The organism is Roseateles asaccharophilus, assembly GCF_031458115.1.
Classification (GTDB): Bacteria; Pseudomonadota; Gammaproteobacteria; order Burkholderiales; family Burkholderiaceae_C; genus Pelomonas; species Pelomonas asaccharophilus_A.
Genome location: NZ_JAVDXV010000004.1, coordinates 424258 through 440920 on the forward strand (window position 1 = coordinate 424258; position 16663 = coordinate 440920).

Genomic DNA, 16663 nt, shown 5'->3' on the forward strand with positions numbered 1-16663 from the left:
CTCTGTGGTTGCATTTCCCCGGACCTGACATGTTCAAAGCCTCCCTCACCGTCGACCGCGACTTCGACATCGCCCCACTGGACCGCCGCCTGTTCGGCGTTTTCGTCGAACACCTGGGCCGCTGCGTCTACAACGGTATCCACGAACCGGGCCATCCCACCGCCGACGAGCATGGCTTTCGCGGTGACGTGGCCGAGCTGACGAAGGAGCTGGGCGCGACCATCGTTCGCTATCCCGGCGGCAATTTCATGTCCGGATACAACTGGGAAGACGGCGTTGGCCCGAAAGACCAGCGCCCGCGCCGGCTGGACCTGGCCTGGTTCTCTACCGAGACCAACCAGGTCGGCACGCACGAGTTCATGGCCTGGTGCAAGAAGGTCGGCATTGAACCGATGTTCGGCGTCAACCTCGGCACGCGCGGGCCGGACGAGGCGCGGCACTACCTCGAGTATTGCAACCACCCCGGCGGCACGGCGCTGTCGGACCTGCGGCGCGAGCACGGCGCGGAAGAGCCGCTGGGCATCAAGTTCTGGTGCCTGGGCAACGAGATGGACGGCCCCTGGCAGATCTGCCAGAAGACGCCGGACGAGTACGGCCGCATCGCCAAGGAGACCGCCAAGCTGATGCGCTGGGTGGACCCGAGCATCGAGCTGGCCGCGTGTGGTTCGTCAGCCTACGACATGCCGACCTACGGCGTCTGGGAAGACCGCGTGCTGGAGCACTGCTTCGAGCAGGTGGACTACCTGTCGCTGCACAGCTACTTCGTGAAGCCGCCGGCGGACACGTCCACCGAGAGCTTCTTCGCTCAGATCGAGACGAATGCGCGCTACATCGAGGACACGGTCGCGATTGCGGATTCGGTCGCGACGCGCAAGCGCTCGACAAAGCGCCTGAAGCTGTCCTTCGACGAGTGGAACGTCTGGTACCGCGCGCGGCACGGCGAGCACTTGAAGCAAGCGGGCTGGCCCGAAGCGCCACGCCTTCTGGAAGAGATCTACACGGCCGAGGACGCTCTGCTCATCGGCGGCATGCTGACCATGTTCATGAACCATGCGGACCGGCTCAAGGTCGCCTGCATGGCCCAGCTGTGCAATGTCATCGCGCCCATCATGACCGAGCCGGGCGGCGCGGCCTGGCGGCAGACCATCTTCCATCCGTTTGCTCAAGCGGCGCGCTGGGCGCATGGAGATGTGCTGCGCGCGGTGGTGAAGTCGCCCGGCTACGCGAACGCGAAGCACGGCGAACTGCCCTATCTGTGCGCCAGCGTCGTGGACGACGCGGCGACAGGCCAGACAGCGGTGTTCCTGCTCAACCGCAGCCTCACCGACGAGATGGACTTGTCCGTCACGCTGCGTGGCCTCGGCGTGGACCGCCAACTGATCAGCGCCGAGCAGTTGCATTCGGCAGACCTGAACGCCACCAACACCGCCGACGCGCCCGACCGCGTCGCGCCCCAAGCTCTCGACGGCATTGCCATCGCTGGCGACCGTCTGAGCGTGAAGCTCAAGCCCGCCTCGTGGAACGTCATCGTCACGAAAGCCGCCCGCGCATGACCGCCTGGAACAATCCCCTCATCGAACAACGCGCCGACCCGCAGATCACGCTCGTCGACGGCCGCTACTGGTTCACCGCATCGGTGCCCAGCTACGACGCGATCGAGATCCGCAGCGCTGACAGCATTGCCGGCCTGTCAACCGCGCCGACGAAGGTGATTTGGCGCAGGCACGACAGCGGCCCCATGAGCTTCCACGTCTGGGCGCCGGAGCTGCACCGCATCGATGGCCGCTGGTATGTCTACTTCGCAGCCTCCGAGCGCGATGACATCTGGAAGCTGCGCATGTACGTCCTTGAGTGCGAGGGCGCCGATCCGTTGCAAGACAACTGGGTCGAACGCGGCCGGATCGCCACGCCCGAGGAAGGTTTCTCGCTGGACGCGACGCCCTTCGAGCATGGCGGCAGGCGCTTCCTGTGCTGGGCGCAGAAGAGCCCGCCGACCGAGAGCAACCTCTACATCGCCGAACTGACCAACCCGTGGACGCTGGCAACCGAACCCGTTGTCATCACGCGCCCCGACCTGGCCTGGGAGCGCATCGGCTTCTGCGTCAACGAGGGTCCCGCCGTGCTCAAGCGCAATGGCCGCGTCTTCATCGCCTACTCCGCCGCCGCCACCGACGCGAACTACTGCATGGGCCTGCTGTGGGCGGACCAGAGCGCGGACCTGCTCGATGCCAAGAGCTGGAGCAAGTCCCCCACGCCGGTGTTCACCACCGACGAATCGGTGAGCCAGTTCGGCCCGGGCCACAACAGCTTCACAACGACGCCCGACGGCCAGACCGACCTGCTGGTCTATCACGCCCGCAACTACCGCGACATCGTGGGCGACCCGCTGAACGACCCCAACCGCCACACCCGCGTGCAGGCCTTTGGCTGGCGCAACGACGGCTTCCCTGACTTCGGCACCCCCGTCGCCGACGGTTCCTGTTCACTGTGAGATCGACCATGCGCCTGATCGCCTCGTTTCTGCTCGCTGTACCCGCCTTCGCCCAAGCCCTCAGCAGCCCCGACGGGCAGCTGCAGGTGGATGTTTCGGTCAACGACCAGCAGCAACTGGTCTACACGGTGCAGCGCGCCGGCGAGAAAGTGCTGCTGCCGTCGCGCCTGGGCCTGGTGCTGGAGCAGGGCGACTACGCCAATGGCCTCAAGCTCGTCGCCACGTCCCAGGTCAAGGCCCACCATGAGCAGTACACACTGGCCGCCGGCAAGAAGAGCCGCGTGGACTACCGCGCCAACGAGCAGGCCTTCACCGTGGCCAACGCCTCCGGCCAGAAGCTCACCGTCACGCTGCGCGCTTCCGACGACGGCCTGGCGTTGCGCTACACGGTGGATGGCCCCGGTCGCAAACAGTTCAAGGACGAGCTGACCAGCTTCGCCTTCTCGCCGGAAGCCCGCGCATGGTTGCAACCCATGTCCGTTGCCAAGACGGGCTGGAAGCGCACCAACCCGTCCTACGAAGAGCACTACCAGATGGACGTGCCGGTGGGCAGCAAGGCACCCAGCCACGCCGGCTGGGTGTTCCCGGCGCTGTTCCGCTCGGGCGCCAACTGGGTCGCGCTGACCGAGGCCGGCATGGACGGCCGCTTCCACGCCTCCCGTCTGGCCAGCGACTCCACGGGTGGCACCTACCGCATAGGCCTGCCCGAGGCCAGCGAAGTCAACACCAACGGCCACCTGCTGGCCGATGTGAACGGCCCGCTGACGACGCCGTGGCGCGTGCTGGCCATCGGCCCGCTGAAGACGGTCATGGAGTCCACGCTGGGCACCGACCTGGCCGCACCCGCCATCGCGTTCGACAAGGCCAAGCTCAAGCCCGGCCATGCGTCCTGGAGCTGGGCCATCCTGAAGGATGACGGCACGGTCTACGACGTGCAGAAGCGCTTCATCGATTACGCCGGCGACATGGGCTGGAACTACACGCTGGTGGACGCCGACTGGGACCGCAAGATCGGCGACGCCAAGATGAAGGAACTGGCCCAGCAAGCCAAGGCCAAAAACGTTGGCCTGCTGGCTTGGTACAACTCCTCGGGCGCCTGGAACGACACCGAGTACAGCCCCAAGAACGCGCTGCTCACCAAGGCCGACCGCGCCAAGGAATTCGCCCGCGTGAAGGCCATCGGCATCAAGGGCCTGAAGGTGGACTTCTTCGGCGGCGACGGTGCCTCGTCCATCGCCTACTACGTGGACATCCTGAAGGAGACGGCGGCCACCGGTCTGCTGCTGAACTTCCACGGCGCCACGCTGCCGCGCGGCTGGAGCCGCACCTACCCTCAGCTGATGACCGTGGAGGCCGTGAAGGGCTTCGAGTTCGCCACCTTCACGCAGGAAGACCAGGACAAGGTCGTCACCCACTCGGTGATGCTGCCCTTCACGCGCAACCTGTTCGACCCCATGGACTTCACACCCATGGTGTTCCATGACATCCCCAACATCAAGCGCGCCACGCGAAACGGCTTCGAGCTGGCCGAGAGCGTCGTGTTCCTGTCCGGCATCCAGCACTACGCCGAGACGCCCGAAGGCATGGCCACCGTGCCGGCGTACGTGAAGGGATTCCTGCGTGAGCTGCCGCGGGCATGGGACGAGGTGCGCTTCCTGGCCGGCGAGCCCGGCAAGTACGTCGTGCTGGCGCGCCGCGCCGGCAAGCAGTGGTTCATCGCCGGCATGAACGGCGAAGAGCAGCCCCGTGAACTGACGCTGGACCTGGCCTGGCTGGGCGCCAAGGAAGGCCAGTTCATCACCGACGGCGACGGCCCGCGCGAGTTCAGCGAGGGCAAGCTCTCCGCCACGTCGGCCAAGCTGACGTTGGCGCCCCGCGGCGGCTTCGTGGCGCGCTTTCGCTGATAGGACGCAATGCGAGCATTTGGTAGCCTGCCGCCGATGAGAACGCGTGCCGACCACTCCACCTACTCCGCCGAACCCGAGGGCAAGAGCCAGCACGCCCGCATCGTGCGCGACCTGGGCCTGTCCATCGTCGGCGGCGAGCTGAAACCCGGCGACAAGTTGCCGCCCGAAGCTCATCTGCTGGAACGCTATGAGATCAGCCGGCCCGTGCTGCGCGAGGCCGTGCGCGTGCTGGTGGCCAAAGGCCTGGTGGTGTCGCGCCAGCGCGCCGGCGCGAGCGTGCGCCCGCGCAACGAGTGGCACATGCTGGACCCCGACGTGCTGTACTGGCTCATCCAGGCCCAGCCGCAGCGCGACTTCGTGGGCACGCTGCTGGAAGTGCGCCGCATCTTCGAGCCCGCCGCCGCCGCGCTGGCCGCAAAGGCCGCGACCGACGAGCAGCTGACGGCCATCGCCGCCGCCTACGACGGCATGGCCGCCGCCACGACGACCGCCGAGCTGCTGGAGCCCGACCTGGCCTTCCACCGCCGCATCGCCGAGGCCACCGGCAACGACCTGCTGGCCTACATCGGCAACATGCTGTCGCTGGCGCTGCGCGAATCCATCATCCTGAGCAGCCAGCTGCCCAACACGCACGAACTCTCGCTGCCACGCCACAAGGCCATCCTGACGGCGCTGCAGGCCCGCGACTCGCTGGGCGCCCGCCAGGCGACGCTGGTGCAACTGGAAGAGACCGGCGACGACCTGTCCACGGTCCTGGCCGAAGACGGACGGGTGAACCTTGCTTAAGAAAGCCACCATGGCGCGCGACGACGACGATGACGACGGTTCGCTGACCGACGCCAGCCCCAACCCCAACTGGTTCCTGCGCGCGCGGCTGAAGACGCGCCAGCTGCTGCTGCTGATCGCGCTGGACGACGAGCGCAACATCCACCGCGCCGCCGACGTCCTCTGCATGACCCAGCCGGCCGCCTCCAAACAGCTGAAGGACCTGGAGGACATGCTGGACGTGAAGCTCTTCGAGCGCCATCCGCGCGGCATGGAGCCCACGCTGTACGGCGAGACCATGATCCGCCACGCGCGCATGGCGCTGACCTCGCTGTCGGCCGCGCACGAAGACATCGTGTCGTTGAAGAACGGCTTGTCGGGCCAGGTGGAAGTGGGCGTCATCATGACCCCCGCCATGGGCCTGTTGCCACGCGCCATCTCGCGCATCAAGCTGCAGGCGCCCAAGCTGCGCATCGGCGTGCACATGGAGAGCAGCAAGGTGCTGCTGGACATGCTGCAGCGCGGATCGCTGGACTTCATGATCGGCCGCATCCTCGAAGAGGACGCGGCTGCCGGCCTGCACTACGAGGAGCTGACGGTGGAGCCCGCATGCGCCGTCGCGCGCGTGGGCCACCCGCTGCTGAAGGAAGACAACCTGAAGCTGGCGGACCTCGCCGACCAGCCGTGGATCCTCCCGCCGCCCGGCAGCGTATTGCGGCATCGCTGGGAGCTGATGTTCCGGCGCGCCGCTCTGGAACCGCCAAGCAACTGCGTGGACACGACGGCGTTGCTGCTGATCACGGCGTTGTTGCAGCAGACGGATTCGCTGCATGTGATGCCGGTGGAGGTGGCGCGGTACTACGCGTCGCTGAATGTGCTGGCGATCCTGCCCATCGAGCTGCCTTGCCACATGGATGCTTTCGGGATCATCACGCGTGAGGGGCATCTGATGTCGCCGGGGGCGAGGCAGTTGCTGCATGAGGTGAGGTTGGCGGCGCGGGATTTGTACTGACCGTTGCTGGATTCGGTTGGGGTTCGTTTGCTCTTGGGAAGAGAGCCGCTCATCAAAGCCCAAACCACCGCGCCTTCCGCCCCACGCGGCGCCGCTCCGGCGGCTCGGCTTGGCCAGGTTCAGGTGCTCACCGCGTTGGTGAAGGTCAAGCGGTTGCCGAAGGGGTCGGTCACCGACACATCGCGCGAACCCCAGGGCGTGTCCTGCAGGCCGGGGCGGGCATTGCCGTAATGCTTGGCGCTCAGTTCCTTGTGGAAGGCTTCGATGTCGCTGACGCGGATGCGCATGCCGGCACCGGGGCAGCCGTCGCCATGGTGCTCGCTCAGGTGCAGCACGCAGTCGCCGCGCGACACCTGCATGTACAGCGGCATGCCCGGCGCGAAGCGGTGCTCCCAGTCGATGGTGAAGCCCAGGAAGTCCACATAGAACTCGCGCGCCTTGGCTTCGTCGAAGCTGCGCAGGATGGGGGTGGTTTGGTCGAAGTGCATGGGCGCAGTGTGACGGCTCGGCGTGAACCGCTCGCGTCAGTCGTCCTCAGGGCTGACGAAGACCGCCTGGAAGGCGTCGGCGAACTCCGGTGATGCGCTGAACGTCAGCGTGACGGTGATCCACCCGCCTTCCTCGTGCTGGATCAGCAGCTCGTGGTCCCAGGCGTTGCCGTCCTCCACCGGCCCCTGGCGACCGCCGAACTGGGCCTGCGCCCACGCCCTCACCTGCTCCACCTCGGCCATCACGGCCGCGTGTTCCGCCTCGCGCGTGGAGGCCATGGCTTCCAGCGTGAGGATGTCGTCGGAGCTGTCGGTGAGGTCGAAGGTGAGGTGGCGCATGCGGGGAGTGTCAGGGCAAGCGGCGACGCCGTCGCTAGGATGGCGAATCCGGATTGGCTGTGCGCGCATTTGCGCGCCTGGCCGCCCTGTGGAGGCCTCATGAGCAAAGAAGCGTTCCTGCGATCCGCCGCGCCTGGCGGCGTCCATCATCGGCTGGCCGCGATGGCCGGCGACTGGGAAGGTCGGTTCCGGCTGTGGTTCGAGCCCGGCAAGCCCGCTGAAGACTCAATGCAGCGCGGGAGCATCCGGCTGGTGGGTGGCGGACGGTTCCTGCTGCATGAGTACGAAGGCACCTGCGGCGGCGATCCTGTCCATGGCGTCGCGCTGTGGGCTTACCACCTCGACGACGAAGCATTCGAGTGCGCCTGGGGCGAGAGCTTCGGCACCGGCACGTCGATCATGTTCAGCACCGGCAAGGTTGAGGACGGACGCTTTGGCGCGCTCGGCAGCTACGGTGACGGCGCTGGCGGCGAGCGCTGGGGCTGGCGAACGGAGGTGTCGCAACCCGATGCCGAGCACCTGGATATCCGCATGTTCAACATCACGCCCACGGGGGATGAAGCGCTCGCGGTGGAGGTGAACTACCGCCGCGTCCTCAGGCCGGCTTGAGCGCGGCGGACATGCGCCGCTTGCTCTTGCGAAGAGGGTTGCTCATCGAGAGATTGCCGGGAGTCCGTCCCGGCAATCTCTCGATGGGCAGCTCTCGTCCCGACAGCAACCCACCAGCACGTTCACTTCTTGCAAGCTCGTAGGTTGGGGTGAACAAAGTGAACCCCAACGGTTTCTCGACGGCGGCGCTGGGGTTCGCGATGCTCACCCCAGCCTACACAAGCCGTCGCGTCGCCCGAGCGACGCTGACTTCAGAACCCTGGTGAGCCCGGCGTGCAGCCGGCGTTAACGGGCGTGAAGGGGCGAGGGGTGGTGCTCGTCACAGGGACAGCAGCGAGAGCGATGCGGGTCGCGTCTGCGCGGAATGACGCAGAGAGTTTTCGCGCGCCGCTCATGGCGCCGTGAAGGCCGAGTGCGGTTCAGGGCCTCTTCTTTGGTGACTTTCTTCTGGCCCCGCAGAAGAAAGTTACCGCGCTGCCGGGCGCGCATCCCGGCAATCTCTCGATGGGCAGCTCTCATCCCGAGAGCGCCCCACAAAAACCGTCACTTTTTGCAAGCAGCAGAAGGATTCGCCCTGGGCCCCGCCTTGGTCTGATGGATGAACGGAATCGTCCCGTCCGCCCGGTACGAAAACTCTTCCACGGCGACCGACCGCCGGAACTCCCCGCCCCCAGGCAACTCGGCGTTGTGATACGCCACATAGCTGCGCCCGTTGAAGTCGAAGAAGGCCTGATGGATGGTCTTCGTCTTCGTGTTGCGCTCCATGACCACACCCTGCGGCGACCACGGGCCCACCGGTGACGGCCCCGTCATGTAGGCCGTCTCTTCGGGGAAGTGCTGCGAGTAGCTGAGGTAATACAAGCCCTTGCCGCCCACCTTGCGCTTGTGCAGATACGGCGCCTCGACGAAGTTGGCCACCGGCACGGCCTGGATCGGTCCGTCCAGCTCCGTCATGTTGGCCTTCAACTTCGCGTACTTCAGCACCGTGTTGCCCCAGTACAGATACGCCTGACCGTCGTCATCAACGAACACGCCGGGGTCGATGTCGTCCCAGGCGATGTCGGTCTGCTTGGTCATGTCGTTGGTGATGAGCGCCGAGCCGCGCGCATCGACGAACGGGCCCGTGGGCGAGTCCGACACCGCGACGCCGACCGAGAAGCCGGGCACCGTGGCGTGCTCCACCGTCGAGTAGAACCAGTACTTGCCGTTGCGCTTGACGATGTCAGACGCCCACGCGCGGCCCTTGGCCCAGGCGAAGGTCGTCGCCTTCAGCGGGATGCCCTCGTCCTTCCAGTTCACCATGTCGCAACTGGAGAACACGCGCCACTCGTGCATGACGTAGTCCTTGCCCTCGGGCTCGGCCTCGTCGCGGCCGGTGAAGAGGTAGACGCGGCCACCATCCACCAGCACGGCCGGGTCGGCCGTGTACAGAGGCGCGAACAGCGGATTGGCGGCGTGAGCCATCCCCAGGCCGCACACGAGGGCGGCCATCGTCAGTATCTTCTTCATGAGGCTTGAACCTTCTTCTTCAGGGAGAGCAGCCGCTGCACGGCGCAGAACACGAACAGCAGCGCACCGATGACGATCTTGGTCCACCAGGAACTCAAGGTGCCGTCGAAGGCGATCAGCGTCTGGATCAGGCCCAGCACCAGCACGCCCGACAGCGCGCCGGCCACATAGCCATAGCCACCCGTCAGCACGGTGCCGCCGATGACGACGGCGGCAATCGCATCCAGCTCCACGCCCTGGCCATGCTGGCCGTAGCCGCTGAGCATGTAGAACGCGAACAGCAGACCGGCCAGCGAGGCGCAGAAGCCGCTGAGGCCGTACACCGCCACCTTGGTGCGGCCCACGGCCAGACCCATCATCAGCGCCGAGGCCTCGTTGCCGCCCAGCGCGTAGACGGTGCGGCCGAAGGCGGTCCAGTGCGCCAGCCACAGGCCCAGGCCCAGCACCACCAGCGCGATGACGGCGCCGGGCGACAGGAAGGCGTCGCCCCACAGCGGGATCTGCGTCTGCGACAGCGTGACGAACAGCGGCGCGTCGATGGTGATGCTGTCCACGCTGATCAGGAAGCACAGGCCGCGCGCCAGGAACATGCCGGCCAGCGTGACGATGAAGGCCTGCAACTTGAACACGTGGATGACCAGCCCTTGCAGCGCGCCGAACGCCGCGCCGCCCAGCAGCACGACAACGATGACCAGCTCGGCCGGCCATTGCGCAACCTGCAGCAACCAAGCGGCCACCATCGTCGTGAGCGCCAGCACGGAGCCCACCGACAGGTCGATGCCGCCGGACAGGATGACGAAGCCCATGCCCACCGCGATGACCAGCAGGAAGGCGTTGTCGATGAACAGGTTGAGCACCACCTGCGTGGAGCCGAAGCCGGTGTAGCTGGTGGCGCCGAAGGCGAACAGCAGCACCATCAGCGCAACGCTGACCCAGGTGGTGAACGACGGCGCGGCCATCGCTGAACGAAGTGCGTTCATGCAGACCTCCGCGACGACCAGATGGACGACTGAGAGATGCAGACGGCGAACACGACGACGGCCTTCACGACCATGGTCACCTGCGGCGGCACGCCCAGGGCATAGATGGCGGAGGTGAGCGTCTGGATGATGAGGGCGCCGATCAGGCTGCCGAGCAGGCTGAACTTGCCGCCGGCGAGTTGGCCGCCGCCGAGAGTGACGGCCAGGATGGCGTCCAGCTCCAGCAGCAGGCCGGCGTTGTTGGCGTCGGCGCTCTTGATGTTGGACGAGATCAGCAGGCCCGCGAGGCCCGAACCCAGGCTGCAGTAGACGTAGACGAAGAACACGATGGCCGCCGTGCGCACGCCGGCCAGCCGCGCGGCGACCGGGTTGATGCCGACCGTCTGGATGAACAGGCCCAGCGCCGTGCGCTTCATCAGCAGCGCGGTGAGGCCCGCCACGAGGGCGACGACGTAGAACGACACTGGCAGGCCCAGCACATAGCCAGCGCCCAGCCAGAAGAAGCTGGCGGGCTCGTAGACGGTGATGATCTGGCCGTCGGTCAGCAGCTGCGCCAAGCCGCGGCCGGCCACCATCAGGATCAGCGTCGCGATGATGGGCTGCAGGCCCAGGCCGGCGACGAGCAGTCCGTTCCACAGGCCGCACAGCAGCGCGGCGCCAAGCGCCGCACCGAAGGCGACGGCCAGGCCATGGCTGGAGACCAGCACGCAGGCCACGGTGCCCGAGATGGCGACGATGGCGCCCACCGACACGTCGATGCCACGCGTGGCGATGACCAGCGTCATGCCCAGCGCCGCCAGCATCAGCGGCGCGGCGCGGTGCAGGATGTCGACGAGGTTGCCGTACAGGCGGCCATCCTTGATCTCCAGGTGCAGGAAGCCCGGCACGCTGACGGCGGCGATGGCCAGCAGCAGCGCCAGCGCGGCCAGCGGGCGGAACAGCGGGTGCTGCCAGGGCCGGCGCGAAGCGGCGGCGCTGGCGGGGGATGGGGTCAGGCTCACGGTCGGGGAACTCATGCGGTGGCGGCGGCCGGTTCGGCGGCAATGACTTCGAGCACGCTGCGCTCGTCCAGCTCGCCGCGCTGGTATTCACCGGCGGCGCGGCGGTCGCGCATGACGATGACGCGGTCGCTGCAGTGCAGGACTTCGGGGAGCTCGGAAGAGATGAACAGCACGGCCATGCCGCTGCCGTCGTCCTTGTGCGCCAGCGCGCGCACTGCATCCATCAGGTCTTCCTTGGCGCGCACGTCGATGCCGCGCGTGGGCTCATCGAGGATGAGCACGGCCGGCTCGGTAGCCAGCCAGCGCGCGAGCAAGGCCTTCTGCTGGTTGCCGCCGCTAAGTTGGCCAATGGGCGTGTCGGCACTCGACGTCTTGATGCCCAGCTTCTTGATGTAGTCGTCCGCCAGCGCCTGCTGCTGCTCCAGGCTCATGCACAGCCGCAGGCCGGTGCGGGCCTGAAGCGCCAGCAGGATGTTCTCGCGCACCGACAGGTCCAGGATGGCGCCCTCGTGCTTGCGGTCCTCGGAGCAGAAGGCGATGCCGGCGGCAATGGCGTCGCGCGGCGAGTGCCAGCGTCGGCTCTTGCCATGCATGTCGATGTGACCCGCGTCGGCCGCGTCGGCACCGAACAGCAGGCGGGCGGCCTCGGTGCGGCCGGAGCCCAGCAGGCCAGCCAGGCCCAGCACCTCTCCGCGCTTGAGGGTGATGTCCAGCGGCTGCACGGCGCCGCTGCGGGCCAGGCCATCCGCCTTCATGATCTGCTCGCCGCCGGCGCTGGCGCGGCTGTCCAGGCGGGTGGGCTGCTGGTCGGGCGGAGCGCCGATCATCTTGTTGACCAGGGCCAGACGGCTCAGGTCGGCGGCCAGGTACTCGCCTTCGGTCTCGCCGTTGCGCATCACGGTGATGCGGTCGGCGAGTGCGTAAGTCTGGTCCAGGAAGTGGGTGACGAACAGGATGGCCAGCCCCTGGTCGCGCAGGCGGCGCAGCACGGTGAACAGGCGCTGCACGGCGGCATCGTCCAGGCTGGACGTGGGCTCGTCGAGGATGAGCACGCGGGCCGAGATGCGCAGTGCGCGGGCGATGGCCACCATCTGCTGCACGGACAGCGAGTACTGCGACAGCGGCGCGGTGACGTCGATGTCCAGGTCCATCTGCTTGAGCACACGCTCGGCTTCGGCGTTCACCGCCGCCCAGTCGATGCGGCCCCACTTGCGGGGGAAGCGGCCGGCGCAGATGTTCTCGGCCACGCTGAGGTTGGGGCAGAGGTTGACCTCTTGGTAGACGGTGCGGATGCCCAGGTCTTGCGCGTCTTCGGTGCGCTTGGGGGCGATGGTGTTGCCGTCCAGCGTGATGATGCCGGCGTCGGGCTGGTACAGGCCCGTCAGCACCTTGATGAGGGTGGACTTGCCGGCGCCGTTCTGGCCCATCAGTGCGTGGACTTCGCCAGGGAACAGGCGCAGTGAGACGTCGCTCAGCGCCTTGACGCCGGGGAAGCCTTTGTGGATGCCGGAGAGTTCCAGCACGGGTTGGGTTGTTGTTGTCATGTCTGCGCACCGCTTGGTTGGCGCCGAGAGTGGTGCGGGGAGTTCGCCCCCGCGGGCGACCTACTTTCTTGTGTCGACAAGAAAGTAGGCAAAGAAACGACTCCCGACCGCACCGCCCCTTCGGGGTTCCCGAGAAACGCAAGTCCCGAAGCCCCACGCCGAACTCGCGTCGCTACGCTCTGCTCGAACAGTCGTCGTGAGTCAGTGCTTGAGGCGAGCTGCGCTCGCGGGCTTCGGGACTTGCGTTTCCCGGCGGTGCTAAAGGCGGGAAGAGAAGTACTTTGGTGCGAACGGCTTCCGGGTTTGGCTGCTGGCTGTTCGGCTGTTTCCTTCACACCCCTTTGGAGGAGCCGAGAAGCGCAGGAGCCCAGGGCGCGTGCGAAGCACGTTTCAAGAACTGACTCCGCACGGCTGTTTGAGCAAAGCGTAGCGGCGCGAGTTCCGTGCGGGCCCTGGGTTCCGAGCATCGCAGGGAAGCCCTCGAAGAGGGCCGACGGAGCGGGGGCGACTCTTTGCCTACTTTCTGGTCGCTCAGAAAGTAGGTCGCCCACCGGGGCGAACTCCCGGCTGGGCCTCACGCGACAAGCAGCTCCCACGACTAGCGAGCCCCATCAACCAGAAATCAGTACTTGCGGTTCGGCAATTCCTTGGCCGCCACTTCGGCCGGGAACACGCCCTCGATGACGGTGATGCGCTTCTCCACCGGCTTCTTGGCGACCACGTCCTTGGCCAGCTGCATCAGCTGCGGGCCCAGCAGCGGGTTGCATTCAACGGTCACGTTGAGCTTACCGGCCTTCATCGCCTCGAACGCGCCGCGCACGCCGTCGATGGAGATGATGACGATGTCCTTGCCCGGCTTCAGGCCGGCTTCCTCGATGGCCTGGATGGCGCCGATGGCCATGTCGTCGTTGTGCGCGTACAGCACGTCGATCTTCTTGTCGCGCTGCTTCAGGAAGGACTCCATCACTTCCTTGCCCTTGGCGCGCGTGAACTCGCCGGACTGCGAGCGGATGATCTGCAGCTTGGGGTTGGTCTTGATGACTTCCTCGAAGCCCTTCTTGCGGTCGATGGCCGGGGCCGAGCCCACGGTGCCTTGCAGCTCGACGATGTTCAGGCTGGCGTTCGGCGTCTTGGCCGCGCGCTCCAGCAGCCACTTGGCGGCCTTGCGGCCTTCCTCGACAAAGTCGGAGCCGATGAAGGTGACGTAGAGCGACGGGTCGGCCACCTTGACGGCGCGGTCGGTCAGGATGACGGGGATGCCGGCCTTCTGGGCTTCCTTCAGCACGGTGTCCCAGCCCGATTCCACGACGGGCGAGAAGGCGATGACGTCCACCTTCTGCGCGATGAAGCTGCGGATGGCCTTGACCTGGTTTTCCTGCTTCTGCTGCGCGTCGGCGAACTTCAGCGTGACGCCGGCTTCCTTGGCCGCGGACTTGATGGACGCGGTGTTGGCGGTGCGCCATTCGCTCTCGGCGCCAACCTGGGAGAAGCCCATGGTCAGCGGTGCGGCCAGCGCGCCGAAGGCGGGCAGGGACAGGGCGACCGCGATCAGCGTGCGGCGGGCGATGAGTTTCATGGGCTTGTCTCCGAGTTGTGGGCCGATGCTAGGAACAGAGGCGATGCTGCGCAATGACATTTCCGCCCACGGTGATATCAGTTTCGTTATCGAACCAGGCGAAGGCCATAGAGCCCGCCGGCGATGGAGCCGGGTTTGGCGACGAACTTGACCTCCAGCTTGCCGCCAGCCGCTTTCACCAGCTCAGCGGGTAGCGTGAAGTCGCGCACGTAGATCTCTTCCCGGCTGGCGTCCGATGCCAGCTCGATATCGGCCACCGGCTGGCCATTGACCAGCAGGTCGAAACGCCGGCCGGCATCGCGGGTGGAGAAGCTCAGCCGCAGCACACGGGCCTCGGCCTTGGGGTCGTTCAGCACATAGCTGAACCACTTTTTCGCATGCCGCCAGCGGCCGGCCGGGGCGATGCCGTTCTCCGCGCCCTCGCCCTTGAAGAAGTGGTCGGACTCGGGCTGCTGCTCGCCGGGGGCCACCTGGTCTATGGTGATGGCGTCCAGCGCCAGCCGCGCCTCCTCGGCCTTGGCCAGGTCCGCGCGCATCAGGCTCTGCTGGGCCGGCGTGGAGCGACCCCAATAGAGCATGTAGCGCGAGTCGTGCAGGCGGAAGAACGGGATCAGCTGCAGCTTGTCGGCGCCCTTGCCGCCCTGGATCAGGCCGGGCGCCGTGAAGGTCAGCGGCTGGCCGGGCACGGGCTTGAAGCGGCGGATGAAATCGTCCTTGTCGCTGACGAAGACGGGCGCGGCCTCCTGCGGGCAGACGGCGCCGTGGGCGATGTGGCCCATGCGCGAGGCGTCGGCGCGGAAGTTCAGCGACTCACCGGGCTGCGGCGTCTTGGCGGCCAGCACGATGGGGCCGTGCAGCACGGCCACGTAGTTCTTCATGCCGTGCAGTGGCTCCAGCGTCGTGCGCATGGGCAGCTCCACGTCCACGGTGTCGCCGGCCTTCCAGGCACGATCCAGCTCGACGTAGCCGCCGGGCTTGGCGGTCACCTTGACCGGCTTGCCGTTGAGCTTCACCTTCAACGCACCGGGCGCCACCCAGCCGGGGTAGCGAACCTTCAGAGCAAACGTGCCGGCGCCGTCCACCGTCAGCCTCGTGCGCGACTCGTCGGGGAAGCGGGTGTTCTGCATCAGCTTGATGCCGCGCTCGCGCCAGTCCAGCGTGGAGGCGACGAAGAGGTTGACGGTGAGGCTGTCGGCGTCGTGCGCGTAGACGAACTCGCCATGCCGCGCATGACTCTCGATGCCGGAGCCCACGCAGCACCACATGCCGTCATGCACCTGCGAATAGACGCGGTAGTGCTGCGGCCGCATGGGCGTGAAATAGACGAAGCCGCCCTGCGGATGCTGGGACGCGAGGATGTGGTTGTAGAGCGTTCGCTCGTAGTAGTCGGCGTAGCCGGCCTTGTCGGGCGAAGCCTGGGCCAGCAGCGCCGTCAGCTTCAGCATGTTGTAGCTGTTGCAGGTCTCCGGGCCTTCCACCTCGTTCAGCATGGGCTTGAAGTCGGTGTCGGGGTGAAAGTGCTCCTTCACGCTGTTGCCGCCGATGGCGACAGAGCGCTTGTCCACCACCGTGCGCCAGAAGAACTCGGCCGCCTGGCGGCCATCGTCTTCACCCGTGATCTGCGCGATGCGCGCGAAGCCGATGACCTTGGGGATCTGCGTGTTGGCGTGCAGGCCGGTCAGCTTGTCCTGGCTCTGGGCCAGCGGCTGCAGGATGGCCTGATGCGAGAAGCGCCGCGCCAGCGCCAGGTAGCGCAGGTCGCCGGTCATCTGCGACACGTCGGCCAGCACCTCGTTCATGCCGCCGTGCTCGGCGCGCAGCATGTCCTGCATCTGCGCGTCCGTCAGCGGTGTGGTGAGGCGCAGTGCCCAGTCCGACAGCTTCACCAGCATGGCCTTGGCGTCGGCGTTGCCGGTGTAGACCCACGCATCGCGCAGGCCGGCGAAGACCTTGTGGATGTTGTACCAAGGCACCCAGCGGCCGTTGACGGAGAAGCTGTCGACCTTGAGCTTGCCGGCGCTCATCTCGGCCCAGGCCTTGCCGCCGTCGGGAATGCCGCCGATATAGCCCGTGCCCAGCGCGTCCTGGCAGCGCTTCAGCTCGGTGATGACGTAGTCGAGCTTCTGCTTCGCCTGCGCGTCGCCCGTGGAGGCCACCATCAGCGCCAGCGCGGAGATGTAGTGGCCGCCCATGTGGCCGTCCAGGCCCGTGGACTCCCAATTGCCGTAGGTGGGCGACTTGGCCGGCAGGCCAGCTTCGCGCAGAAAGGGCGCGAGCAGCTTGTCGGCGTCCAGCGCCATCAGGTAGTTGAGGTCGGTGTCCTGCGCGGCCTTGAAGGGGCCGTCCAGCAGGCGCACGCGGTCCAGCGGGAACAGCTGCGTCGCCGCGCCGGCGGCGTGGGCCGCGAGTGCGAGGGCCAGCGAGGCGAGCAGCTTCCTCACG

At 66.9% G+C, this 16663-nt stretch carries 14 protein-coding genes; 6 read left to right on the forward strand and 8 right to left on the reverse strand.

Annotated features, from left to right (window positions below; translation table 11 throughout):
- Window positions 1-29: 29 nt before the first annotated feature.
- Genes arfA through J2X21_RS12935 form a run of 5 tightly spaced genes read left to right on the forward strand, consistent with a single transcriptional unit; the run spans window position 30 to window position 6175 of the window.
- Window positions 30-1553 carry an arabinosylfuranosidase ArfA gene (gene arfA, locus J2X21_RS12915; protein WP_310329053.1) on the forward strand — a complete coding sequence of 508 codons (1524 nt, stop codon included), beginning with the start codon at window positions 30-32 and terminating at the stop codon, window positions 1551-1553.
- Entirely contained in the window at window positions 1550-2491 is a 942-nt protein-coding gene (locus J2X21_RS12920; protein ID WP_310329055.1) for a glycoside hydrolase family 43 protein, read from the forward strand. The genes arfA and J2X21_RS12920 overlap by 4 nt, the downstream gene beginning before the upstream one ends.
- 8 nt (window positions 2492-2499) lie before the next feature.
- Window positions 2500-4395 (forward strand): glycoside hydrolase family 97 protein, encoded by a 1896-nt coding sequence (locus J2X21_RS12925; protein ID WP_310329057.1) that lies wholly within the window; start codon window positions 2500-2502, stop codon window positions 4393-4395.
- 36 nt (window positions 4396-4431) lie between these two features.
- Entirely contained in the window at window positions 4432-5184 is a 753-nt protein-coding gene (locus J2X21_RS12930; RefSeq protein WP_310329059.1) for a FadR/GntR family transcriptional regulator, read from the forward strand.
- 10 nt (window positions 5185-5194) lie between these two features.
- A complete protein-coding gene (locus J2X21_RS12935; RefSeq protein WP_310329061.1) occupies window positions 5195-6175 on the forward strand; it encodes a LysR family transcriptional regulator in 981 nt (326 codons plus the stop codon).
- A 119-nt stretch (window positions 6176-6294) separates the two neighbouring features.
- On the opposite strand, the gene J2X21_RS12940 is transcribed toward J2X21_RS12935, so the two are convergent.
- Together J2X21_RS12940 and J2X21_RS12945 are read right to left on the reverse strand one after the other, a co-directional pair.
- Window positions 6295-6663, reverse strand: a complete 369-nt coding sequence (locus tag J2X21_RS12940; protein WP_310329063.1) for a glyoxalase superfamily protein — start codon at window positions 6661-6663, stop codon at window positions 6295-6297.
- Between the two features lie 36 nt (window positions 6664-6699).
- Entirely contained in the window at window positions 6700-7002 is a 303-nt protein-coding gene (locus J2X21_RS12945) for a hypothetical protein (protein ID WP_310329065.1), read from the reverse strand.
- A gap of 99 nt (window positions 7003-7101) precedes the next feature.
- Here J2X21_RS12945 and J2X21_RS12950 point away from each other — a divergent pair, with 99 nt between their 5' ends.
- Entirely contained in the window at window positions 7102-7611 is a 510-nt protein-coding gene (locus tag J2X21_RS12950) for a DUF1579 domain-containing protein (RefSeq protein WP_310329067.1), read from the forward strand.
- 543 nt (window positions 7612-8154) lie between these two features.
- On the opposite strand, the gene J2X21_RS12955 is transcribed toward J2X21_RS12950, so the two are convergent.
- The 6 genes from J2X21_RS12955 to J2X21_RS12980 form a co-directional block, all read right to left on the reverse strand.
- The gene (locus J2X21_RS12955; RefSeq protein ID WP_310329070.1) at window positions 8155-9120 is read right to left on the reverse strand and encodes a glycoside hydrolase family 43 protein; all 966 of its coding nucleotides are present in this window, start codon (window positions 9118-9120) and stop codon (window positions 8155-8157) included.
- The gene (gene yjfF, locus J2X21_RS12960) at window positions 9117-10100 is read right to left on the reverse strand and encodes a galactofuranose ABC transporter, permease protein YjfF (RefSeq protein ID WP_310329073.1); all 984 of its coding nucleotides are present in this window, start codon (window positions 10098-10100) and stop codon (window positions 9117-9119) included. The genes J2X21_RS12955 and yjfF overlap by 4 nt, the downstream gene beginning before the upstream one ends.
- Window positions 10097-11116 carry an ABC transporter permease gene (locus tag J2X21_RS12965; RefSeq protein ID WP_310329075.1) on the reverse strand — a complete coding sequence of 340 codons (1020 nt, stop codon included), beginning with the start codon at window positions 11114-11116 and terminating at the stop codon, window positions 10097-10099. The genes yjfF and J2X21_RS12965 overlap by 4 nt, the downstream gene beginning before the upstream one ends.
- Window positions 11113-12645, reverse strand: a complete 1533-nt coding sequence (locus J2X21_RS12970; RefSeq protein ID WP_310329076.1) for a sugar ABC transporter ATP-binding protein — start codon at window positions 12643-12645, stop codon at window positions 11113-11115. The genes J2X21_RS12965 and J2X21_RS12970 overlap by 4 nt, the downstream gene beginning before the upstream one ends.
- 622 nt (window positions 12646-13267) lie before the next feature.
- Window positions 13268-14221 (reverse strand): ABC transporter substrate-binding protein, encoded by a 954-nt coding sequence (locus tag J2X21_RS12975; RefSeq protein WP_310329079.1) that lies wholly within the window; start codon window positions 14219-14221, stop codon window positions 13268-13270.
- Window positions 14222-14307: 86 nt separating this feature from the next.
- Window positions 14308-16662, reverse strand: a complete 2355-nt coding sequence (locus J2X21_RS12980; protein WP_310329082.1) for a beta-L-arabinofuranosidase domain-containing protein — start codon at window positions 16660-16662, stop codon at window positions 14308-14310.
- Between the last annotated feature and the right edge of the window lies 1 nt (window position 16663).

Coding starts and splice junctions, on each gene's coding strand:
- arfA (WP_310329053.1), top strand. CDS start 30: ATGTTCAAAGCCTCCCTCACCGTCGACCGCGACTTCGACATCGCCCCA.
- J2X21_RS12920 (WP_310329055.1), top strand. CDS start 1,550: ATGACCGCCTGGAACAATCCCCTCATCGAACAACGCGCCGACCCGCAG.
- J2X21_RS12925 (WP_310329057.1), top strand. CDS start 2,500: ATGCGCCTGATCGCCTCGTTTCTGCTCGCTGTACCCGCCTTCGCCCAA.
- J2X21_RS12930 (WP_310329059.1), top strand. CDS start 4,432: ATGAGAACGCGTGCCGACCACTCCACCTACTCCGCCGAACCCGAGGGC.
- J2X21_RS12935 (WP_310329061.1), top strand. CDS start 5,195: ATGGCGCGCGACGACGACGATGACGACGGTTCGCTGACCGACGCCAGC.
- J2X21_RS12940 (WP_310329063.1), bottom strand. CDS start 6,663: ATGCACTTCGACCAAACCACCCCCATCCTGCGCAGCTTCGACGAAGCC.
- J2X21_RS12945 (WP_310329065.1), bottom strand. CDS start 7,002: ATGCGCCACCTCACCTTCGACCTCACCGACAGCTCCGACGACATCCTC.
- J2X21_RS12950 (WP_310329067.1), top strand. CDS start 7,102: ATGAGCAAAGAAGCGTTCCTGCGATCCGCCGCGCCTGGCGGCGTCCAT.
- J2X21_RS12955 (WP_310329070.1), bottom strand. CDS start 9,120: ATGAAGAAGATACTGACGATGGCCGCCCTCGTGTGCGGCCTGGGGATG.
- yjfF (WP_310329073.1), bottom strand. CDS start 10,100: ATGAACGCACTTCGTTCAGCGATGGCCGCGCCGTCGTTCACCACCTGG.
- J2X21_RS12965 (WP_310329075.1), bottom strand. CDS start 11,116: ATGAGTTCCCCGACCGTGAGCCTGACCCCATCCCCCGCCAGCGCCGCC.
- J2X21_RS12970 (WP_310329076.1), bottom strand. CDS start 12,645: ATGACAACAACAACCCAACCCGTGCTGGAACTCTCCGGCATCCACAAA.
- J2X21_RS12975 (WP_310329079.1), bottom strand. CDS start 14,221: ATGAAACTCATCGCCCGCCGCACGCTGATCGCGGTCGCCCTGTCCCTG.